This is a genomic window from Acidovorax sp. 35-64-16, from assembly GCF_002281195.1.
Classification (GTDB): Bacteria; Pseudomonadota; Gammaproteobacteria; order Burkholderiales; family Burkholderiaceae_C; genus Acidovorax; species Acidovorax defluvii.
Genome location: NZ_NCFM01000049.1, coordinates 1 through 18695, shown reverse-complemented (window position 1 = coordinate 18695; position 18695 = coordinate 1). Strand labels below are relative to the sequence as shown.

Sequence of the window (18695 nt, the reverse complement as noted above, 5' to 3'; positions counted from 1 at the left end):
CAGGAAAGTCAATGAAATCAACGGTCTACCCAGACCACCCCCGCGCCAGTGCTAGCTTTGCGTACCGTCACTTATTGCACTGAAAACGAGGAGACCCCCATCCGCGCGGTGACGGAGTACGACGAGGTGGAACCTGCATGCACAACCGTGCGTACGATTGATCCGGTCATGAATCATTCTGAGTGCAAGACGTTTGTTCCCATCCTCACTGTGCTGGTGGAGTATGGGAACGCGCCGTTCCTGTGGCTTGTCGACAAGCCCGATCAAGGCGGCGTTGGTCCCAATTGTTGCGATGGAACGTATTGGGACGAATCGTTCCCAATGTCAGAAGGACTCTGGCGCAAGTTTGCAGATTGGGCCATCGAGTTTGATCGCACATCGTTCTACTCGGATGACTTTGACGCCAGTGATTGGGATTGGGTGGCATTCCACACGCGCGGCCTGCAACTGACCCGTTGTCTCAAGGAGGAGGTGGGTGATGCGTATCGCGTCATTTATTACAAGCCCTGCGAAGACCCGAATCACCGCATTGACGAACGCATGGAAGTTCTTGCCGACGGAACACTTTTACCGCTGCCGCCGTTTCGAAACCACCTCCGCGAACCGCCTCGCTTCTGTAAGCACATTGTCTCAGGCGGGCAAACCGGCGCAGATCGTGGTGCGCTGGATTTTGCGATTGAGCACGGGTACACACATGGAGGCTGGGCACCTGGGGGGCGCCAGGCCGAGGACGGCCCTGTCCCATTGAAATACCAACTCGCCGAACTGACCGATGGTGGCTACCGCCAGCGCACCCGCCGCAACGTAGAAGACAGCGATGGCACATTGATCATCAATATCGGCGGAATGGAAGGTGGGACACTCGCTACCCAAATTTTTGCCGAGCGGATGGCCAAACCGTATCTCGTCGTTCAGCTGGACGACGGGGGCGTAACGGATGTTGCAGTCAAAGTGCTCGCATGGCTGCGTCACCATGAGATCGAGACGCTGAATGTCGCCGGTCCACGAGAAAGCAAGCGCCCAGGCATCTATCGCCTGACAGGTGAATTTCTGCAAGCTGTTGACGCAGCCAGTCGTTCAAGTGATGGCGTCGTGGATTCAAAGCAGTCATGACAACCGAGGCCAGGCCTCAAATGCTCATTTGTCGATGGCACAACATTGGCATCTCACATTGGGCGCGCCAAGTTTTGGGCAAGGGCGATCAACGCCCTCAATATCCAGGGCAGTTTTGCGAAACAAATTCACCCATCCAGTGGTTATTGAAGAAAGCCAAACCGGTGGGCCATGTCCTGCAAACTGATCTGGACCAATGCATCGTGCTGGCTTTTGAGCCGCAGGAAAGTCTTCCAGTGCATGCCCTTGGGCTTTACACCCGGTCCGTTCAAAATGCCAGCCTCCCAGCCCAGCCGTTTCCGTAGCTTGTCTGCGCGGGTGGCTGCTCTATCGCCTGCGCCTTCTTTTTGTGTGGCGTATCCCAGTCCGCAGCACTGGCGGCAAGCAAAGTAACGACCCGGCGCGTAAACCACGGCCACCCGCTTGCTGCACAGGGGGCAGGCGAACCAGTGGCGCTGGCCGCCCAGGTGGCAGGGGGTAGTCTGCGTTTGCACACGTTGTTCGACCACTTCGCCTGTGCTTTTCATGCGGTAGGACAGCACCAGGCTTTCCCAATCCAACCGGATACGGATGCTCGCCACCGGCCGGTCGTTCACCGTCCACTGCCAACCAAAGCTACTGCCCGGTATCAACAGGCCACTGCGGGCGATCTTGCGGATGTCAAGCGGCATCGAGTCATTGGTCTCCGGTTTGCCGCTGTAGCTGCTGCGCCGCCCACTACCGCGTCCACCCATTTTTCTTCTCCGGTTTTTGTCGAAATCATTTGGCAACTTGTGCAGGTGTTGTGGAGTGAAAACCCGCGAAATCTCCCACAACCCGCATGGATGCTTGCTTTCCTGGGTATTTCGTCTTGCTGAAAAGTGCGCGTGGATTTACGCCGCGCGGGGGCTTCGGAGGTCTTTCAGCTTGATCAGCATCGCCAGCGTGCGCTCAAACTTGCGGTCCAGGTGCGTTTCGTAGCGCGAAAGCTTTTCCAGCTTGTAGGCTTGCAGCCCCTCGCCAAGGGCCTGGTTGACGATGGCGCCATGGTGGCGGGATTCTTTTTCTTGCTGGTAGACAAAGGGGGTAACGTGCTCGCTGATGAAAGCTGCCAGCCCCGTGGCATCGGCGGGATATTCCTCCTCGTCCACGTAGCTTTGCCACCATTCGCGGGTGTCGGGCATCAGGGCGCGCAGGGCTCTGTCATAGGCGCGGTCGCCACCTTTGCGCAGGATCGCGGCGGCCTTGTTGGTGGCATCGAGGTCATGGCGGGCAGTGCGCTGGCTCTCGGTCACGTCCTCGGGTTTCAAGTCCATCAGGTTGCGGATGTCGGTCCCTTCGCCTGACAGGCCCATTTCAAACGGTGCTGCGGCCGGGATGATGGTCTTGGCACTGCGCGCGGATTCTTTCAAGCCTTTGTTGATAGTGGCACCCTCAGCTTGCAGCACTCGGCGCTTGCGCCAGATCACGCTGGCCAGTTCTTCGATCAGGTGCTGTTCAGTTGCCCCCGCAGGCAAATGTTCATCCATCAACGAGTTGACCAGACTTTCGTAGTCGGCATGGTTTTCATGGCTGAGCACGGTGTAGCGGCTCAGGATGCCGTGCTTGAGGGCGTTGAAGCGGACGACTTCGTAGGGTTGGGGGCTTTTGTCGGCAGTGGGCAACAAGGACACCGTGCTGTCGCTGCTTGAGCTGGTGGTGGAGTGCATGGTGGTCTTTCAAAAATGGGGTTCAGAGCAATCGCAATACGCCTGCCACAGCGCCATGCCAGCGCTACAGCGTTGCCCATATCGGCTGCCAAGCCCGGCGGCGATGCAGGTGGCGCAGTTGAAGTGGTGGGCGTGGTACACCGCTGCCCGTTCTTTCCAGTCCGCAGGGGCCTCGGGCGGATCAGGTGCGTGGCTGGCACCATCGTTGGCAGCAGCCAGCCAGTCCACCAGCATCGCCTTGCTGCTGCGGATGAGGTCGCACAACTCCGCAGTCAGAAGGCTGGACGGTGCCACTGCCAGCCCCCCGGCGGGGGCGAGGGAGAGGCTCAATCCAGCATGGGCGAGCTGCTCTACCACGGTTTCTATGGCCAGTGCGGTCATCAGAAAATCCTCACATCGTCGAACTGGCTTGCCTCAGCCGTGTCAGCAACGGCCTCAATCTCGCAACTTGGCACAACTCTCGCAACTGTGGGGCTGGCCTTGTCCGCTGTTGCCCGCTCCACCGTGCGCACCACGGTCCAGCGCTTCAAGCCGTTGGTCCTGTTAGCCAGTACCAGGCGCAGACCCGTGCACAGCTGACCAGAGTGGCGCTCCAGCCAGCGGCCCAGGATGCGCACGTTGAGCTTGCCGTTTTGCCCCGCGATCTCGTCGAGGGCATCGAACAATACTGAATGCGCACCAAAATGTTCTGTGGCTTTGGTGATGGCCTGTGCCGGTGACGTAGGCGTGGTGCCGAAAGTAGTAACCCACGCATTCAGCAGTGCGGCGAGCTTGGCGGTTTCAGGGTTTTCTGATGCCGCGCGGTCAATGGAATCTGCCGGGTCCACAAACAGGGGCAAGTCGGTCACATCCCGGCCTGACTCCACCATACGTTCCCTCAGCCAGCACAAGGGCTGGCGCACCAGGTCATCCCACAGCTCAAACGAGGCAATCCGCCCTTTGCCCACCTTGGGTCGGCCTGCAGCGATGTAGGCCAGCACAATCGTCAGCGCGGCCACCACCAGGGCCTGGCGGTTGTTGCAGACCTCGGTGAGCGGGTCAAACTCGAACTCGCGTTTGAACGGCGTTTCAATCTGCGCGTCGAGCCGGGCCAGCAGAATCCGGCGGTGGGTGTCGCCCGTCAAAACGAGGTTGTTGCCCGACACCAGAAACAGGGCGCGGTTGGGCAGCTCCACATTCTCAGAAACACCCAACACGCGGTCGGCAAACAAAGACGAAGTCAAGAACGAGTCGATCACCGAGTTGCCCAGCGGCTCGCGCACGTTGTCCCACAACAGCACCTTGGAGCCGCCGCGCAGTGCAGCAAACAAGCGCTTGCGGCATTCGTCCTCTTCATTGGTGGGTGGCAGCACGGCGACATCGCCGCCCGTGGCCAGCGCGCCAATGCACTTTGCCAGCAAAGTTTTGCCGGTGCCCGCCGCTGGCGCATCAAAGCCGGTGGCGGGGCAGGTGGGCAGGGCGGGGCGCAAACAAGCGGCCAACATGGCGGCCAGGGTCACGCCCACGGCCACGTCGTCGGCAAATGGAAACAGGCGGATCGGGTGCCACAGCTTGCCCAATGCGTCCAGGGCTTGATCGACCGTGGGTGCCGACGGCACGGCCAGCGGATAGGCTTCGGTGGTGACGTACATCAGCCCCGTCGCCGGGTCATGCCCCGGCTCGTCAAAAACACTTCCATCGGGCCGCAGTGTGGGCGCCGTGGTGACGGCCGTCAGCTTGCGGAAGTTGCGGCTGCCGTGTTTGGCGATGATGGCGTTGGCAATGTAGCTGGGTGCGTCTTCGGGGATTTCTCGTATGGACGTGACATTGCCATCTTCATCGCGTTCGGTCTTGACGCTGTAGAACTCCGCCACCCGGCCCGCATGGTCCACAAGCCAGTCGCGGCTGACGGGCGTGGCCTTGCCGTCGGCAACAAAGGCAATGGCATTGGTGCCAAAGTCGAACAGCTCGCTGCGCTCGCGCAAGACATGCAGCACCGCATCGGTGGCGTCCACCCGCATGCCCCGGCCCAGCTGAACCCGTGCCGACTGGCGGCGCAACTCATAGCGCATCCCCCCATGCCGGTGTGAGAACAGGTCGGGGCGAGTGCCGTTCAGCAGCCGGGCCACGGCCACGCGCTTGTCTGCATCGGGGTCGAGCGGGTCGGCAAACCGGGTGTTGTGCCAGCAGTAAGGGTTGTCCAAAAGCTGCGCCACAGTCACCACCTGGCCGTCGGCGCAGGTCAGCTCAAAGTCGCCCATCAGCACCTGATGCACCGCAGCGCGCTCCAGCACGTTGGTGGCTTGCGCCAGCTTGATGCCACGGCGTTGCGCCAGGGCGGGGGCCTTGTCTGCCACCCAGTCGCGCCGGGCGGCATCGCATCTTTCAGCAACTGCTGCGCGTGCTGCCTTGAGCCCGGCTTGGGCCTGCTTCTTGATGGAGGGTGTCGCGCTATCGATCAGCAGGTGCAGGTTGAACTGGGCGTTGGCGTCGCCGTAGACCACACCTTCCACGCCCGAGCGGGTCACCCCGTCGGCTAGAACCGAAGGCCCGGCAAAATCTAGCCGCTCGGGCTGCCAAACCGACCCATCCACCAGGCAACGTGGCAACCGCTGGCCTGCGGCGCCCACATCGCACCAGCCCCCGCCCGGCGCGGCCCACAGCAAGGCCTCCAGAGCCTTGCCCGCCTCGGGTATCAGCGAGGCATCCGCCACGGGGATGTACAGGCGGTGCCGGGTCAGCCCCGACAAGACGCTGCCATCCGGTCCCACACAACCCGCCGACGCACTGGGCCGCCAGAGCATGGGGGCATCGGCCAACGCGGGCGCGGCGGCAATCAGGCGATCACGAAACTGCAGCGCCGACAATTCGCCATCGGGCAAACCATCGTGGTCCAGCATCATCACGCCAGGCGCGGCCATAAACTGGAAGTTCTCGCGGGTGCGGGCGATGGCACCTGCTTGCTGCGCCTCGGCATTCCCTTGCGTGCAGACCGCTACCGCTTCTTGCTTGGTCACGCCCCAGGTGACGGCCTGTGCACTGGTCAGGCCATCCAGATGGGACTTGAGGCCGTTCAGATCGGCCACCACCACACGCTGCGCATGGCCCTGGCCCAGCATGGCAGCCGTCTCCTTGCGCATACCGCCTGCGGCGTTCAGCCCAATGATCTTCGTGAGCCGGGTTGGCCGGATGCTAGTGATGACCGTGAAGGCCAGCGGCAGTTTTGTGGGATCTGCGGGCTTGGTTTGCTCCGCATCACCCGCGTTTTCCGGTTCGCAGTTGTGAGAGTTGTCTGGCGTTGCGAGATTTTTGGTCGCCAGCGGGCATGGGTCGATCAGAACGTTCATACACACCCTTTCAATGCGCCACCCAAGACAATGGCAGTGGCATAAGGTGCAGACTGGACCAGCCAATAGAGGAGGGGTTGAAGAAAGCTCGTCATTTCTACAGACCCCAAGCAGCCATCAGCTCTTTGCGCTTGGTGTGCAGCGACTCGACCAGCTCGCGGATTTGATCATCTGTCTTGCCCGAGATGCGCGCCGCGTTCAGCGCATCGACTTCATGGGCGGGCCAGCCCACGGCGCGCGGCCCCAGGCTGACGGGCTTGGTCCACAAGCCTTGCGCAATGCGCAGGTAGATGGTCGAGCGGGAGTAGCCCGATTGGGTTTTGGCGGCGGGGATGCGCAGGATGGTGTGCAGCATGTTCGCACCTCGGTGGGTGTTGTTGGACATGCCGCAATTGGGCCGGGAGGGCCCATTTCTGCGAAGTGCTTGTGCCTAGCAGCGGCTAGGCTGTGCTTAGCATCGACTAGGGTCAGGTGTGTTCGTCAGAGCCTTCCGGGCAGCGTCGTAGGACATGTCTAACGCGGCGCACTCTTCCTCGGCACAACGGGTTCGTGACGAATATTTCCCACTGGCCCAAATTGCACGAATCTGCTTTTTCTTGTCTCTGCTACCCCCGGGTCTGTCGTGCAACACGTCGGCGGCCGCTTTGGCAGTTTGCTTGCGCCACTCTGATGACCCCACCACCGCAATCTCCTCTGGCGGCACTCCAGGATCGACCTCACCAGCCATTGCCAAGCTACCTGTGTCAATGGCCGCGTCAAAATCCTCAGCCTCAATCGCCTCTACCTGGGCCAACGCAAACAACCCACTCTCCAGCCCTGGCCAATCGGACTGCTCTGAAAACGTGCCCCGCGTCCCGCCATAGATCGGATGAATATCTAAAAGCCGGGACTCCGCAATCTTGGCGTGAATGAATGCCTCCGCTCGCAAACCAGGCCTTTTGTTCCACCGTTCGATCAATGCGGCGCCAACGATGTAGCGGTCTGCCGGGACAAACTGCTCCACATCATCGGCCTTGAACCAGCATCCCATGAGCGGCGCGATGTAGTCGGATGTGCCCACGAAGTAGGCATACGAAAAACGTGGCGGTGAATCCAGCTCATTGGCATTCACGTACGCGGCGATCCCGCCACGCTCTGGCCCCATAAAGATCCAGGCGGCCAGTTCTTCAGGTGACGCACCGAGGCGCTGAACCAGTTGTTGCATGGCCTTGGGATAAGGGATGTACCGCGCGCCTGGGCTGGGAGATATATGAGGTTTTTCTTGCCCTTTGGAGTGGGGCCGTTCGGGGAAATAGTCTCCCCGCGCCGCACGTTTCTGCGCTTCCATGCGGGTCAGCTCTTGTTGGAGCTCCGCCAGTCGGCCTTCCTTGGTTGCCAGTTCCGCAGCGGTGGGGGTGGCAACCGCCTCCCATTCAGCAACCTGCTTTTTCAGGCCGCCCACCCGCTCAAAAAAGTCCCACCAAAACTTCTGGTCCTGCTCGGTGGCAGGGTCATGCTGATAGTCGAGCTGCAGGGCAACACTGCGGCGCTGGTCGGCAGACAGTTGATCCCACGGCATGGGAAAGAACTCTTGTTGAACCCGTTGGCGCAGCGTTTCAGGTAGGCCACTAAGGGGGCTGTCGAACCAGACGTCCAACGCCCAGGTCAGAGAGTCAAAATCGGCCATTTCTCCCCCGTTGCTGTGGTGCAATACACTTTGTTCACCGCTATTGCACCCACTGTACACGGCCCTCCGGCGGCGGTTGATTGCGTGGCTGCAGATGGTCATCGGCTCACGGACAGAGACAGGAAAAAACAATCAATGGCGCTCTCGCTCAACAAACCCAAGCTCGACAACCTCGCCAACGAAATCTGGAAATCCGCCGAGCGCCTGCGTGGCAAGTTCAAGGCGTATGAATACCAAAGCGTCATCCTGCCCATCATCGTCATCCGGCGGCTCGAATGCGTGCTGCTCGCCTGGCGCGATGCCAAAAGTGCCGAAGTGCTGGCCAAGCGGCCCCAGCTCACCGAGGACGCGCTCGCCAAGCTGGTGAAAGACCTGGAGCTGAACCCGAAGCAGTCGCCTTTCTCGAACTCCACCCACTGGACGCTGCGCAAGGTCTATGAAGAAGACCATACGCTGCTGGAGGCCAACTTCCGCTCGTACATCAATGGCTTCTCGCCAGCGGTGGAGGAAATCATCGAGCACTTCAACTACCGCGCCACCATCACCCTGATGGTGAAGAACAACCGGCTGGCCCCCATCCTCAACCAGTACAAGGAACTGCCCCTGGGCCCCGACCAGCTCTCGGGCCTGGAGATGGGCTACATCTACGAAGAGCTGCTGCGGCGCTTCTCGGAGCAAAGTGGTGACGAGGCCGGAGAACACTTCACCCCGCGCGAAGTGGTTCGCCTGATGGTGGAGCTGCTGGACATCCCCATCCCCGACCGGCACTTTTCCGTGTACGACCCGGCCTGCGGCACCGGCGGCATGTTGTCCGTCGCCAAAGAGCACCTGCTCGAACGGGCCGCCACACCGGCTGAAAAAGACCGGGTGGAAAAGTACCTGACCGTGCACGGCCAGGAGCTGTCACCCTCCAACTACGCCATTTGCCAGGCCGACCTGCTGATCAAAAACGAGGCGCAGCAACGCAAAACGGTTTTCCTGGGCAACTCGCTGATTCCGCACGACCCGCACAGCAAAGAACCCGGCGACCAGTTGCCCGAGAGCAAATACCGCTTCAACCGCATGCTGAGCAATCCGCCCTTTGGCGTCACCTGGGGCGGCAAAGACGGGTATGAGACCGAGGCGCGCAAGCTGCTCAAAACCCGCTACCGCGCAGGCCTGCCCCGTGTGAACGACGGTGCGCTGCTGTTTCTGCAAACCATGCTCGCCAAAATGGTGGAGCCCTCCGACGGCGGCAGCCGCATCGCCATCGTCTTCAACGGCTCGCCGCTGTCCAACGGCGACTGCGGCTCGGGCGAGAGCGAAATCCGCCGCTGGATTCTGGAGAACGACTGGCTCGATGCCATCGTCATGCTGCCCGACCAGCTCTTCTACAACACCGGCATCTACACCTATATCTGGCTGCTGCGCAACGACAAGCCCGCCAGCCACAAAGGCCGCGTGATGCTGATCGACGCGCGCCAGCAGTGCGAAAAAGAGCCCAAAGCCTTCGGCAACAAGCGCAACCGCATGGCCGACGTGCACCGCCAGTGGATTGAAACCCGGTATCAGAAGGGGTGGGCCAAAGGCTTTGACGACGCCCACGTCAAGCTGTTCAAAGCCCAGGACTTCGCTTTCCACAAGGTCAAGGTCGTGTTCTGGCAGACCGACGCCAACGACCAGCCCGCCACCGTGACCGAGCCGTACGAGAAAGCCTTTACCGCCGCCAACCTCAAAAAAGAGCAGGACTTTCACGACAGCGACCTCACCTTCCGCGTGCGCGTGAAGGCGGAGGGCCAAGAGAAAACCATCACCATCGCCCTCAAACCCGCCGACAGCGCCACCAAAAAGCTCAAAGCCGCCTTGGGCGACAGCGCAACCCTGTGGCCCGAAATCCTGTCGGTCGAGTGGACGCACCGGCACTACGTGGCCGACGATGAATACATCCCGTATGGCGAAGACATCGCCGCCTTTTTGAAGCGCGAGATCGCCAAGCCCATCATTCGGTGGGAAGACAGCCCGCAACTGGGCTACGAAATCCTGCCCAACAAATACTTCTACCGCTACCAGCCGCCGACCCCGGCCAAAGACTTGCTGGCCAGGTTCTGGGAGCTGGAGCAAGAGGCGGAGAAGATGTTGGAGGGGTTGGCGAAATGAGTGCTGTGCCCTCAGGTTGGAAGGTCGAGCGACTGAAAGACGTGGCAAGGGTGAATGCCAACGCGCTGCCCGCCGGAACTGATGCGGACTACGAGTTTGACTACCTTGAAATCTCGAACGTCAACTACAACGGCGTGGTCTCCACCGATGCAATCGAACACCTCCGTTTTGAAAATGCGCCGTCTCGTGCGCGGCGGCGGGTGGCTTCTGGTAGCACAGTCATTTCGTCTGTCCGACCCAATTTGCAGGCGGTGGCCTTTTTTGCCAGTGCACCCAAGCACTTGATTTGTTCGACTGGCTTTAATGTTGTGGAGCCACAGTCAAACAAACTCGCACCGCAATTTACTTACTACCACCTGTTGTCCGAGAATGCCCGGCAGTATTTCGAGGCCGCAGCCACCGGCGTTGGGTACCCGGCCATTGGGGACAAGGATTTCAATGCATTCACTGTCACGCTGCCACCCCTGCCCGAGCAACAACGCATTGCCACCTACCTGGACGCAAGCTGTGCCGCCATCGACGCCGCCGTCTCTGCCAAACGCCGCCAGCTTGACACCCTGGAGGCCCTGCGCAAGTCCATCATTCAGCGGGCGGTCACACGGGGCATCGCGGCCGACGCGGCGCTCGAACCCACCGGCAATGTGTGGCTGGTGCAAGTTCCGCTCGGCTGGAAACTGGTGGCCCTCAAGCGCATCGCCGAAATTCGCGGTGGTCTGACGCTGGGCAAGCAGTACGAAGGCGAGTTGGTCGAGCGCCCGTATTTGCGCGTGGGCAATGTGCAGGACGGCCACCTTGATTTGGCCGACGTGTCGGTGATCGAACTCCCGGCCAGCGTGGCGGCCGGGGTAGAGCTGCGCCCGAACGATGTGCTGATGACCGAGGGCGGCGACCTGGACAAGCTGGGGCGCGGCCATTTGTGGCGCGGCGAGATTCCGGGTTGTCTGCACCAAAACCACATCTTTGCCGTGCGCTGCTTCGCGCACAAGCTCAAGCCGATGTTTCTGGCCTACGCCACGGCCGCCCAGTACGGGCGCGACTACTTTGAGGCCACGGGCAAGAAGACCACCAACCTGGCCAACACCAACGCCACCAAGGTGGGCCAGTTCCCTATTCCCTTGCCACCGCTGGCCGAGCAAGAAGCCATCTGCGCCCATCTGGATGAAAAGACGGCCGAGGTGAACCGCATTACGGCCACCATCACTGCCCAAATCGACACCCTCATCGCCTACCGCAAGTCCCTGATCCACGAATGCGTGACCGGGCAGCGGCGGGTGACTGAGGTGGATGTTGCGGCCATTGCATGAATGCCCTGCCCAATCAGCCGTACTGGATGTTTGCAATTAAATTGATAGCTATTAGCGCTTATTGGGTAAGGGCTAGAGGCATATTTGGCATAAATTCTCTTGGGGGAGAGCCATGACGAATGCTGAAGGCCAATCCAAACCGGGTGTGGCCCTGTTCCAGAGCCGCGAGATTCGCCGAGCACTGCACAACGACGAGTGGTGGTTTGTCATCACCGACATCATTGCCGCGCTGACCGATGCGGCGGACCCGTCGGACTACTGGAAGAAGATGCGCAGGCGCGACCCGGCTCTGGGCCTGGACAGCCAAGGGGGGGGACAAATTGTCCCCCCCCTTGGGCTGGCGTTCGATACGGCGGGCGGGCGGCAAAAGCTGCAATGTTGGAACACGCAAGGCATATTTCGCCTGATCCAGTCCATCCCCAGCCCCAAGGCCGAGCCGTTCAAACGCTGGCTGGCCAAGGTGGGCAAAGAGCGGCTGGACGAGATCGAAAACCCCGAGCTGGCCATGGGCCGCATGCAGGAGCTGTACGAGAAAAAGGGTTACCCCAAGGAGTGGATCGACAAGCGCCTGCGCGGCATTGCCGTGCGGCAAGACCTGACGGATGAGTGGAAGCAGCGCGGCGTGACCAGCAGCCAGGAGTTCGCCATCCTGACCAACGAGATCATGCAAGGCACCTTTGCCCTTAGGGTGGACGAGTACAAGCAGGTGAAAGCCCTGGCGCGCGAGAACCTGCGCGACCACATGACCGACATCGAGCTGATTCTGACCATGCTGGGCGAGGCCACCACCACCAAGCTGCACCGCGACCGCGATTCGGTGGGCATGCCCAGGCTCAAAAAAGACGCCAAAGATGGCGGCGCCGTGGCCGGGCGCACGCGCAAGGACATTGAGAGGCAAAGCGGCAAGCCGGTCATCTCGCCAGACAACTTCAAGCAGCTGGCGGCGAAGCCGGTGAGCCGGGTCAAAAAAATCAAAGGCAGTGAGGGCTGATCATGGCAAAGGCACCGGAGTTGAAGTTTCAAAAGCACATTGCAGACTTCCTTGTCCGGGTGCACCGCTATGGCGTGCTGGCGCAGGCCGACATCACCGACACCGAGCACTGCATTGCCGAAGATGCGCTGTGGGACTTTTTGAATGCCACGCAGGCTCAGGCACTCGAAAAACTGCATGCGGACTACGGCACCGATGCGCGCGATGAGGTGTTCAAAGCCCTGCGCAGCGAACTGGCCCACACGCCGCTGTGGTTGCTGCTGCGCAATGGCCTGAAGGTGCGCGGGCTGGAGCTGCGCCTGTTCTACCCCAAGCCCCGCTCCAGCGAGAGTGCGGCCGCGCCCAGGTACGCACAGAACCGCATCAGCTTTCGGCCGCATTTTTACTTTGGCGAGGCGAACCACGAAATTGACTTCGTCTTCTTCCTCAACGGCCTGCCCATCGTGGCGCTGGAGCTGAAGCACGAAAAGAACCAGACGGTGCACGACGCCGTGGCGCAGTTCACCCAGCGCGACCACACGCGCAAGATTTTTCAGCACCCGTTTTTGTACCTGGCCGCTGACACCAGCGATGTGAAAGCCGCTACCGACCCGCGCCGCGAGCAGAACTTTCGCTGGCACAACATGGGGCTGACCAACCAGGCCAGTGTTGATACCGAATACCCGGTGGAGTTTTTGTACCGCGAGGTGCTGGGGCCGGACGCGTTGATGGAGGCGCTGTCGTTCTTTCTGGTGCGCGTGCCGCACCGGGATGCGCAAGACGACAGGCCAGAGCGGCCTGCCTTCACACTGTTTCCGCGCTACCACCAGAGCCGAACTGTGCGCAAGGTGGCCGAGAGCATTTCAGAGCACTTTGCCGCGAGTGGCGACATTGGCCGCAAGTACCTGATCAACCATTCGGCAGGCAGCGGCAAGACGCTCACCATGTGCTGGCTGGCAGACCGGCTGCACAGCCTGTTCAAGCCCGGCACCAGCGAAAAGCTGGTGGACATGGTGTTCATCCTGACCGACCGCAAGTCGCTGGACACCAATGTGCGGGAGGACCTGGAGAACTTCATCCACCTGAAAGAGGTGGTGGGCCTGGCCCGCAAGGCGGACGATTTGCCGCGCTTCATGGCGCAGCGCAAGTCGATCATCGTGACCACGCAACAAAAGTTTGCCTGGGTGCTGGACCAGATCCAGAACAACCCGGTGTTGAAGATGCTGCGGGTGGCCTTTTTGATTGACGAGGCACACCGCTCGCAAGAGGGGCAAATGGGCGCTGCTATTCGGCTGCCATTTCGCAAGGCGGATGAACCGGATGCTGAGGATGCGGCGGATGACGCCGCCGACCCGCAGGAGCACATCGCCAGGATCATCCGCGAGCACGACCTGAACCAGTTGATGGTGGCGTTTACCGCTACGCCCGCGCCAGCCACGGTCAACCTGTTTGGCGAGGCGTTTGACACCTATTCCGAGGCCGAGGCGATTGCCGAGGGCTACATCGTGGACGTGGCGGCCAGCATCATTTCGTACAAGACGCTGTACCACTTGGAGTGCGCCGTGGTGCCCAAGCCGGGAGACGATGCGCGCTACCCGGCGGGCGTGGTGGCCAAGGCACTGAAGAATGTGGCCTATCAGGACGACGGCTTGATTCAGTACAAGGCCGAGGTGATGTTGCGCATCTTTGAGAAAGACGTGATGCCGCTGATTGGCGGGCGGGCCAAAGCGATGATCGTGACCAGTTCGCGCGTGGCGGGGCTGCGGTATTTTGAAATCATCCAGGCAAAGCTCAAGGAGCGGGGTGCCAACTACCGTGCGCTGTATGCGTTTTCAGACTTTACCCACCCCGAAACCAATGCGGCCATCAGCGAGCATGCGGTGAATGGGCTGGTGGATGGCGAGTTGATTGAAGACCGGTTTGAGGGCGATGACTACCGGCTGATGGTGGTGGCCAACAAGTTTCAAACCGGGTTTGACCAGCCCTTGCTGGCGGGCATGTTTCTGGACAAGCCGGTGGTGGACCGCAATGCGGTGCAAACGGTTTCTCGGTTAAACCGCTGCCATGACGGCAAAGACAAAGTAGTGGTGGTGGACTTCACCAACAACGCCAAGGCGATCCTGAAGGCGTTCATCAAATACCGCAAAGGCACGCCGTTTGAGCCGCAAGAGCCCGACCAGGCGCTGTGCCTGAAACTGTACGACGAGATTTTGGCGGCCGGGTTGTTCACGCAAAAGGATGCCGCAGAACTGGGCAAGCTATTGGCCACCGGCACGGATGCACAGGTGCAGTACATGGTCGATGCCTTGCGCAAGCGGTTCCAGGCGCGGTGGAGCGACATGGAGGAGCGCAAGGCCTTCGTCTATCTGCTGGCCAAGTTCGTGAAGAGCTTTCATTTCCTCACCTGTTTTTTTACTTTTTCAGATGAGGTGCAGGAACTGGCCAGGTTTGCCGAGATCGTGGGGCCGCAACTGATCAAGGCGGGCGGCGTGTCGGAGTTGATGAAGCTGATCCGGCAGACCGAGGTCACCAAGGCCAGCGTGACCTACCAGGGAGTGACCACCAGCGCTGGCCCGGTCAAGCTCAAGCCCAGTAAAGGCAGGCCGGGCGCTGGCCCGCCGCCGCTCAAGGTGTCGGTGCAGGAAATGATTGACAACATCCTGGCCAAATTTCCCATCAGCGACGAAGAGGCCATTCTCATCAAGCAGGTGACCGAAGCCAAGGCGGCTGACCTGTCGATCCGCCAAACGGTGACGGCGCATCGCTCGGATGGCATTTATTTGAACGGCGTCTACCGTGGCCAGGTGAACGGCGAGATTCAGGCGGTCTACAACGATATGGGCCGCTTTGAGGAGTTGTCGGACATCAAGTACACCGATGTGGCAGGCATTTTCGACATCATGGCCATGACCGTGATTCAACACCACCTGCACGTTGCGGCATAAAGCCATGGGCAAGACCATTGCGCAGATCCCCGAAGACGACCGGCCACGCGAGAAGCTGTTGCGCAAAGGCGCGTGTGCCCTGAGCGACCAGGAGTTGCTGGCCGTGCTGCTGGGCAAAGGCACCGCCAGCATTGACGTGATGACCCTGGCCGCCAAACTGGTGCGGCTGATGGACGAAAAGGGTTTGCACGTTACGGCGAACGACCTGACGCAGTTTGACGGCGTGGGCGATGCCAAAGCCACCTTGGTGCTGGCGGCCATTGAGTTTGCCCGCCGCCGCATCAAACCCGAGGGCTCCAGGATTGAAACCCCGGCTGACCTGTTGCCCCATGTGCGCCACTACGCCGACCGCAAGCAGGAGCACTTTCTGTGCGCCAGTATCAACGGCGCCAATGAAATACTGAATATTCGTGTGGTGTCGATTGGCTTGATTGATCGAAGCCCGGTGCACCCGCGTGAAGTATTTGCCGATGCACTGGCGGACCGCGCCGCCGCCATCATCGTTGCGCACAACCACCCGGCCGGTGGTGTTGAGCCGTCGGCGAGTGACATCCACATCACCGCCCAGCTCAGGGCAGCCGGGGCCATCCTTGGCATTGAGCTGCTGGACCACATCATTTTTAACCGGGTTGACTATTTCAGCTTTTTGGAAGCAGGGCGGTTGTGAGCGACAGCTGGCGCTGTGGGGCTGTTTTGACAAAAGGTTTGCTATGACGACGACTGACGCACTTTTTTGCTCGCTAACGCCGTCGCGCCTTGCTGATCTGGTTCGGTCAGCCCAGCAGGCGGTTTGCTATGCCGGGCCGGGTCTTCAGCTCGATCTGGCGCAGGCCATGGTGGAGGTGGCGGGGCGTTTGACCAAAGAAATGCTGACCGTCAGTCTGGATTTTGACGACCGCGTGATGCGCATGGGCTATGGCAACGTGGAGGCGGTCAAGCTGCTGCTGGACGCTGGCATTGCGGTGCAAAGTTCACCTGGCCTGCGCACGGCCTTGGTCGTGGTGGACGACGCAGGTTATATCTTCACCCCCACTGCGCTGTATCTGGAGGCTGAGCCCACCGACGGCGCTGCATCGAACGCCGTGCGCATGTCGGGCGAACAGGTGGCGCAGGCGCTGGCCCGGCTGTCGCCCGCTGCCAAGACCATTGCGATAGCCCAGGCCAAGACTCCCGAGGCCAAACAGCACATCGAAGCCTTGACCGTGGATGTCGTATCGGCACCCATCACGCCAGAAAAATTGGCCGAAGTGACCACCAGCCTTGAAACAGCACCAAAGACGCATTCCCCCGGGTGGATTGGGAGAAGGCGTACAGCGAATTCAAGGCTGCGGGGCAGAGCGAGGCAAAGGACCCAATAGGTAAGTAGCCATCGTCGGATCGCCGCAACAGTACGAGGTATTTTGTTGTCGCATGTTGAACGCTAGATTGGTCGCAGGCTCGTAAAAACGTGACCTCCAAATTCACTGGGGGTATTTTTGGGGGTATTGGCGATTGTTCAAATCTTGAAATCATGCATTCATGCGGGTTTCAAGGCTTTATGTGAACGACTACGTTCGACACAACAGCGCCAGCGCGTTACTCATCGATAGATGCGCTCCAGCGGTCGCCCCAGTTCTGGGCGCGGTCGATGTTGCGCCGGTCCCGTTTTGTGGGGCGTCCTTCCTGCAAGGCGGCGGCGGGCTCGGGGGCCAGCCGGCGTTGCTCGGCGGCTTTTTCACGGGCGGCGATGCTGTCGGGTGTTTCTTCGTACAGCCGTTGTGCCACCGGGGCCGGGCCGCGTGCGCCGCTCAATCCCCGCACGATCACTGTGCGTGCGATGACGCCCTGGCGCAAGGCCACGGTGTCGCCACAGCGCAGGTCGCGGGCCGGTTTGGCTTGCTGGCCATTGACGGTGACACGGCCCTTGCCGATTTCTTCGGTGGCCAGGCTGCGGGTTTTGTAGAACCGCGCGCACCACAGCCATTTGTCCAGTCGCATCGTTTCGGGGGAATTCATGGGGAGGATTGTGCCGTGGCGGCGGTGTTGAGGGAGCCGTCTGTGGGCGGGGGCAGTGGCAGGTGAACGACGGCGTCCAGCCCCGCCACACGGCCTGATTCCATGCGGTTGGTCAGCGCGATGCGGCCACCGAGCGCCTGAACGATCTCGTGGCAGATGGCCAGGCCCAGGCCGCTGCCGGTGCGTACGTCACCTGCAGAGAAGGGCTGGAAGAGGCGTGCGGCCAGTTCATCGTCGACGCCGCTGCCATGGTCGCTTATGCGCAGCACTGCCTGGTGATCGGCGCAGCGCAGGTCGACCGCCAGATCGCTGCCTTGCGGGGCATGGCGGATTGCGTTGTGCAGAAGATTGCGGGCCAGCTCGCGCAGCATCCATTCGTGGGCCGCTACCGTTGTCGGTTCGGTGTGGATGCCAAAGTCGAGGTCGCGCTGCGCGATCAGGGGTGACAGGTCCAGTGCCACGGCGCGCAGAATGTCATCGAACCGGTTTGGCGGCGGCGCGCTTTGTTGGCGCAGCTGCTCGACCTTGGCCAGCGCTAGCATCTGGTTGGCCAGTTGTGTGGCGCGGTCGACCGTGTCGCTGATCTCCTGCAGTGCCTGTAGAGCCGGCACATCGCCGCGCAGGGCCGACTGCACCTGCGTCTTGAGCACGGCCAGCGGCGTGCGCAACTGGTGCGATGTGTCGCGCACAAACCGCTTCTGGTGGCGCAGCAGGTGCTGCAGCCGTTGCATGACCTGGTTGGTGCTGTCGATCAGGGGTTGCAGCTCACGGGGGGCGGAGCTGGCTGCGATCGGGCTCAGGTCGCCATCGGGCCGTGCTTGCAGCTGTTGACTGAGCTGGCGCACCGGGCGCGTGGCCCGTTGCACCACGATGACCACGGTGAGCGCAATCACGCCGATCAGCAGCGCCTGCCGGGCCAGTGTGTTCCACAGGATTTGCAGCGCCAGGGTTTCGCGCACTTCCAGGGTTTCCGCCACCTGGATGACCGCCATGCCGCGGCCATTGGCACTGGCCACGGGTTGCAGCAACACGGCCACGCGCACGTTCTCGCCGCGGAACTGGTCGTCATAGAAATCCACCAGCGCGGCATAGGGGGGGCGATCCGGAATGCGCCCGCGCCATGCCGCAAGTTCGGCAAATCCCGAGACCATTTCGCCCTGCAGGGTGGAGACGCGATAGAACATGTGGCTCTGGTTGTCGGCCTCGAAGGCCTCGAGCGCGGCGTAGGGCACGATGGCCCGCAGTTGGGCGGCGTCGTCGTAGCCCGACACATCCAGCTGTTCGCTGATGGTTTTGGCCGATGCCAGCAAGGTGCGGTCGTAGGCGGTGTTCAGCGATGCCAGGGCCTGGCGGTACAGGCTGAACGTGTTGAAGGCGATGAACGCCACCACCGGCAGCAAGATGCCCATCAGCAGCCGCCGCCGCAGTGACGGGGCGCGCAACGCAGCGGGCCTTGTCACGTATCGGCCCTGAGCAGATAGCCCAGCCCGCGCAGCGTCATGAGGGTCAGGCCCGTGCCGGCCAGCTTTTTGCGCAGGCGATACACCACCAC

15 protein-coding genes are annotated in these 18695 nt (G+C 61.2%); 7 read left to right on the top strand and 8 right to left on the bottom strand.

What is annotated here, in order from left to right; genetic code table 11:
* The first annotated feature begins 168 nt into the window (after positions 1 to 168).
* Positions 169 to 1113 (top strand): putative molybdenum carrier protein, encoded by a 945-nt coding sequence (locus B7Y64_RS17600; protein WP_291324793.1) that lies wholly within the window; start codon positions 169 to 171, stop codon positions 1111 to 1113.
* A 143-nt stretch (positions 1114 to 1256) separates the two neighbouring features.
* Here B7Y64_RS17600 and B7Y64_RS17595 read toward each other — a convergent pair whose 3' ends face one another.
* The 6 genes from B7Y64_RS17595 to B7Y64_RS17570 all read right to left on the bottom strand — a co-directional run bounded on the left by B7Y64_RS17595 (position 1257) and on the right by B7Y64_RS17570 (position 7793).
* Positions 1257 to 1847, bottom strand: a complete 591-nt coding sequence (locus tag B7Y64_RS17595; protein WP_291324794.1) for a hypothetical protein — start codon at positions 1845 to 1847, stop codon at positions 1257 to 1259.
* Positions 1848 to 1985: 138 nt separating this feature from the next.
* The gene (locus tag B7Y64_RS17590; RefSeq protein WP_291324795.1) at positions 1986 to 2801 is read right to left on the bottom strand and encodes a hypothetical protein; all 816 of its coding nucleotides are present in this window, start codon (positions 2799 to 2801) and stop codon (positions 1986 to 1988) included.
* 9 nt (positions 2802 to 2810) lie between these two features.
* Positions 2811 to 3182 carry a hypothetical protein gene (locus B7Y64_RS17585; protein ID WP_291324796.1) on the bottom strand — a complete coding sequence of 124 codons (372 nt, stop codon included), beginning with the start codon at positions 3180 to 3182 and terminating at the stop codon, positions 2811 to 2813.
* The gene (locus B7Y64_RS17580; protein WP_291324797.1) at positions 3182 to 6127 is read right to left on the bottom strand and encodes a hypothetical protein; all 2946 of its coding nucleotides are present in this window, start codon (positions 6125 to 6127) and stop codon (positions 3182 to 3184) included. The genes B7Y64_RS17585 and B7Y64_RS17580 overlap by 1 nt, the downstream gene beginning before the upstream one ends.
* Positions 6128 to 6224: 97 nt before the next feature.
* Positions 6225 to 6482 (bottom strand): AlpA family phage regulatory protein, encoded by a 258-nt coding sequence (locus tag B7Y64_RS17575; RefSeq protein ID WP_291324798.1) that lies wholly within the window; start codon positions 6480 to 6482, stop codon positions 6225 to 6227.
* 96 nt (positions 6483 to 6578) lie between these two features.
* Positions 6579 to 7793, bottom strand: a complete 1215-nt coding sequence (locus B7Y64_RS17570; RefSeq protein WP_291324799.1) for a hypothetical protein — start codon at positions 7791 to 7793, stop codon at positions 6579 to 6581.
* A gap of 135 nt (positions 7794 to 7928) precedes the next feature.
* Between B7Y64_RS17570 and B7Y64_RS17565 the strand changes: the two genes are divergently transcribed.
* The 6 genes from B7Y64_RS17565 to B7Y64_RS17540 all read left to right on the top strand — a co-directional run bounded on the left by B7Y64_RS17565 (position 7929) and on the right by B7Y64_RS17540 (position 16506).
* Positions 7929 to 9929, top strand: coding sequence for a class I SAM-dependent DNA methyltransferase (locus B7Y64_RS17565; RefSeq protein ID WP_291324800.1), 2001 nt, complete (start codon positions 7929 to 7931; stop codon positions 9927 to 9929).
* Positions 9926 to 11233: a restriction endonuclease subunit S gene (locus tag B7Y64_RS17560; RefSeq protein ID WP_291324801.1), complete on the top strand. Its 1308-nt coding sequence runs from the start codon at positions 9926 to 9928 to the stop codon at positions 11231 to 11233. Before B7Y64_RS17565 ends, B7Y64_RS17560 begins: the two co-directional genes overlap by 4 nt.
* 112 nt (positions 11234 to 11345) lie before the next feature.
* Positions 11346 to 12224 (top strand): Bro-N domain-containing protein, encoded by an 879-nt coding sequence (locus B7Y64_RS17555; RefSeq protein ID WP_291324802.1) that lies wholly within the window; start codon positions 11346 to 11348, stop codon positions 12222 to 12224.
* 2 nt (positions 12225 to 12226) lie between these two features.
* A complete protein-coding gene (locus B7Y64_RS17550) occupies positions 12227 to 15148 on the top strand; it encodes a DEAD/DEAH box helicase family protein (RefSeq protein ID WP_291324803.1) in 2922 nt (973 codons plus the stop codon).
* 4 nt (positions 15149 to 15152) lie between these two features.
* Positions 15153 to 15815 (top strand): DNA repair protein RadC, encoded by a 663-nt coding sequence (radC, locus tag B7Y64_RS17545; protein WP_291324804.1) that lies wholly within the window; start codon positions 15153 to 15155, stop codon positions 15813 to 15815.
* A 43-nt stretch (positions 15816 to 15858) separates the two neighbouring features.
* Entirely contained in the window at positions 15859 to 16506 is a 648-nt protein-coding gene (locus B7Y64_RS17540) for a hypothetical protein (protein WP_291324805.1), read from the top strand.
* Positions 16507 to 16723: 217 nt separating this feature from the next.
* Here the strand turns inward: B7Y64_RS17540 and B7Y64_RS17535 are convergent, their stop codons facing one another.
* Complete coding sequence (locus B7Y64_RS17535) at positions 16724 to 17143, bottom strand: S4 domain-containing protein (RefSeq protein WP_094097628.1); 420 nt, start codon at positions 17141 to 17143, stop codon at positions 16724 to 16726.
* Positions 17140 to 18552, bottom strand: coding sequence for a sensor histidine kinase (locus B7Y64_RS17530; protein WP_291324806.1), 1413 nt, complete (start codon positions 18550 to 18552; stop codon positions 17140 to 17142). Before B7Y64_RS17530 ends, B7Y64_RS17535 begins: the two co-directional genes overlap by 4 nt.
* Positions 18553 to 18695: the final 143 nt, after the last annotated feature.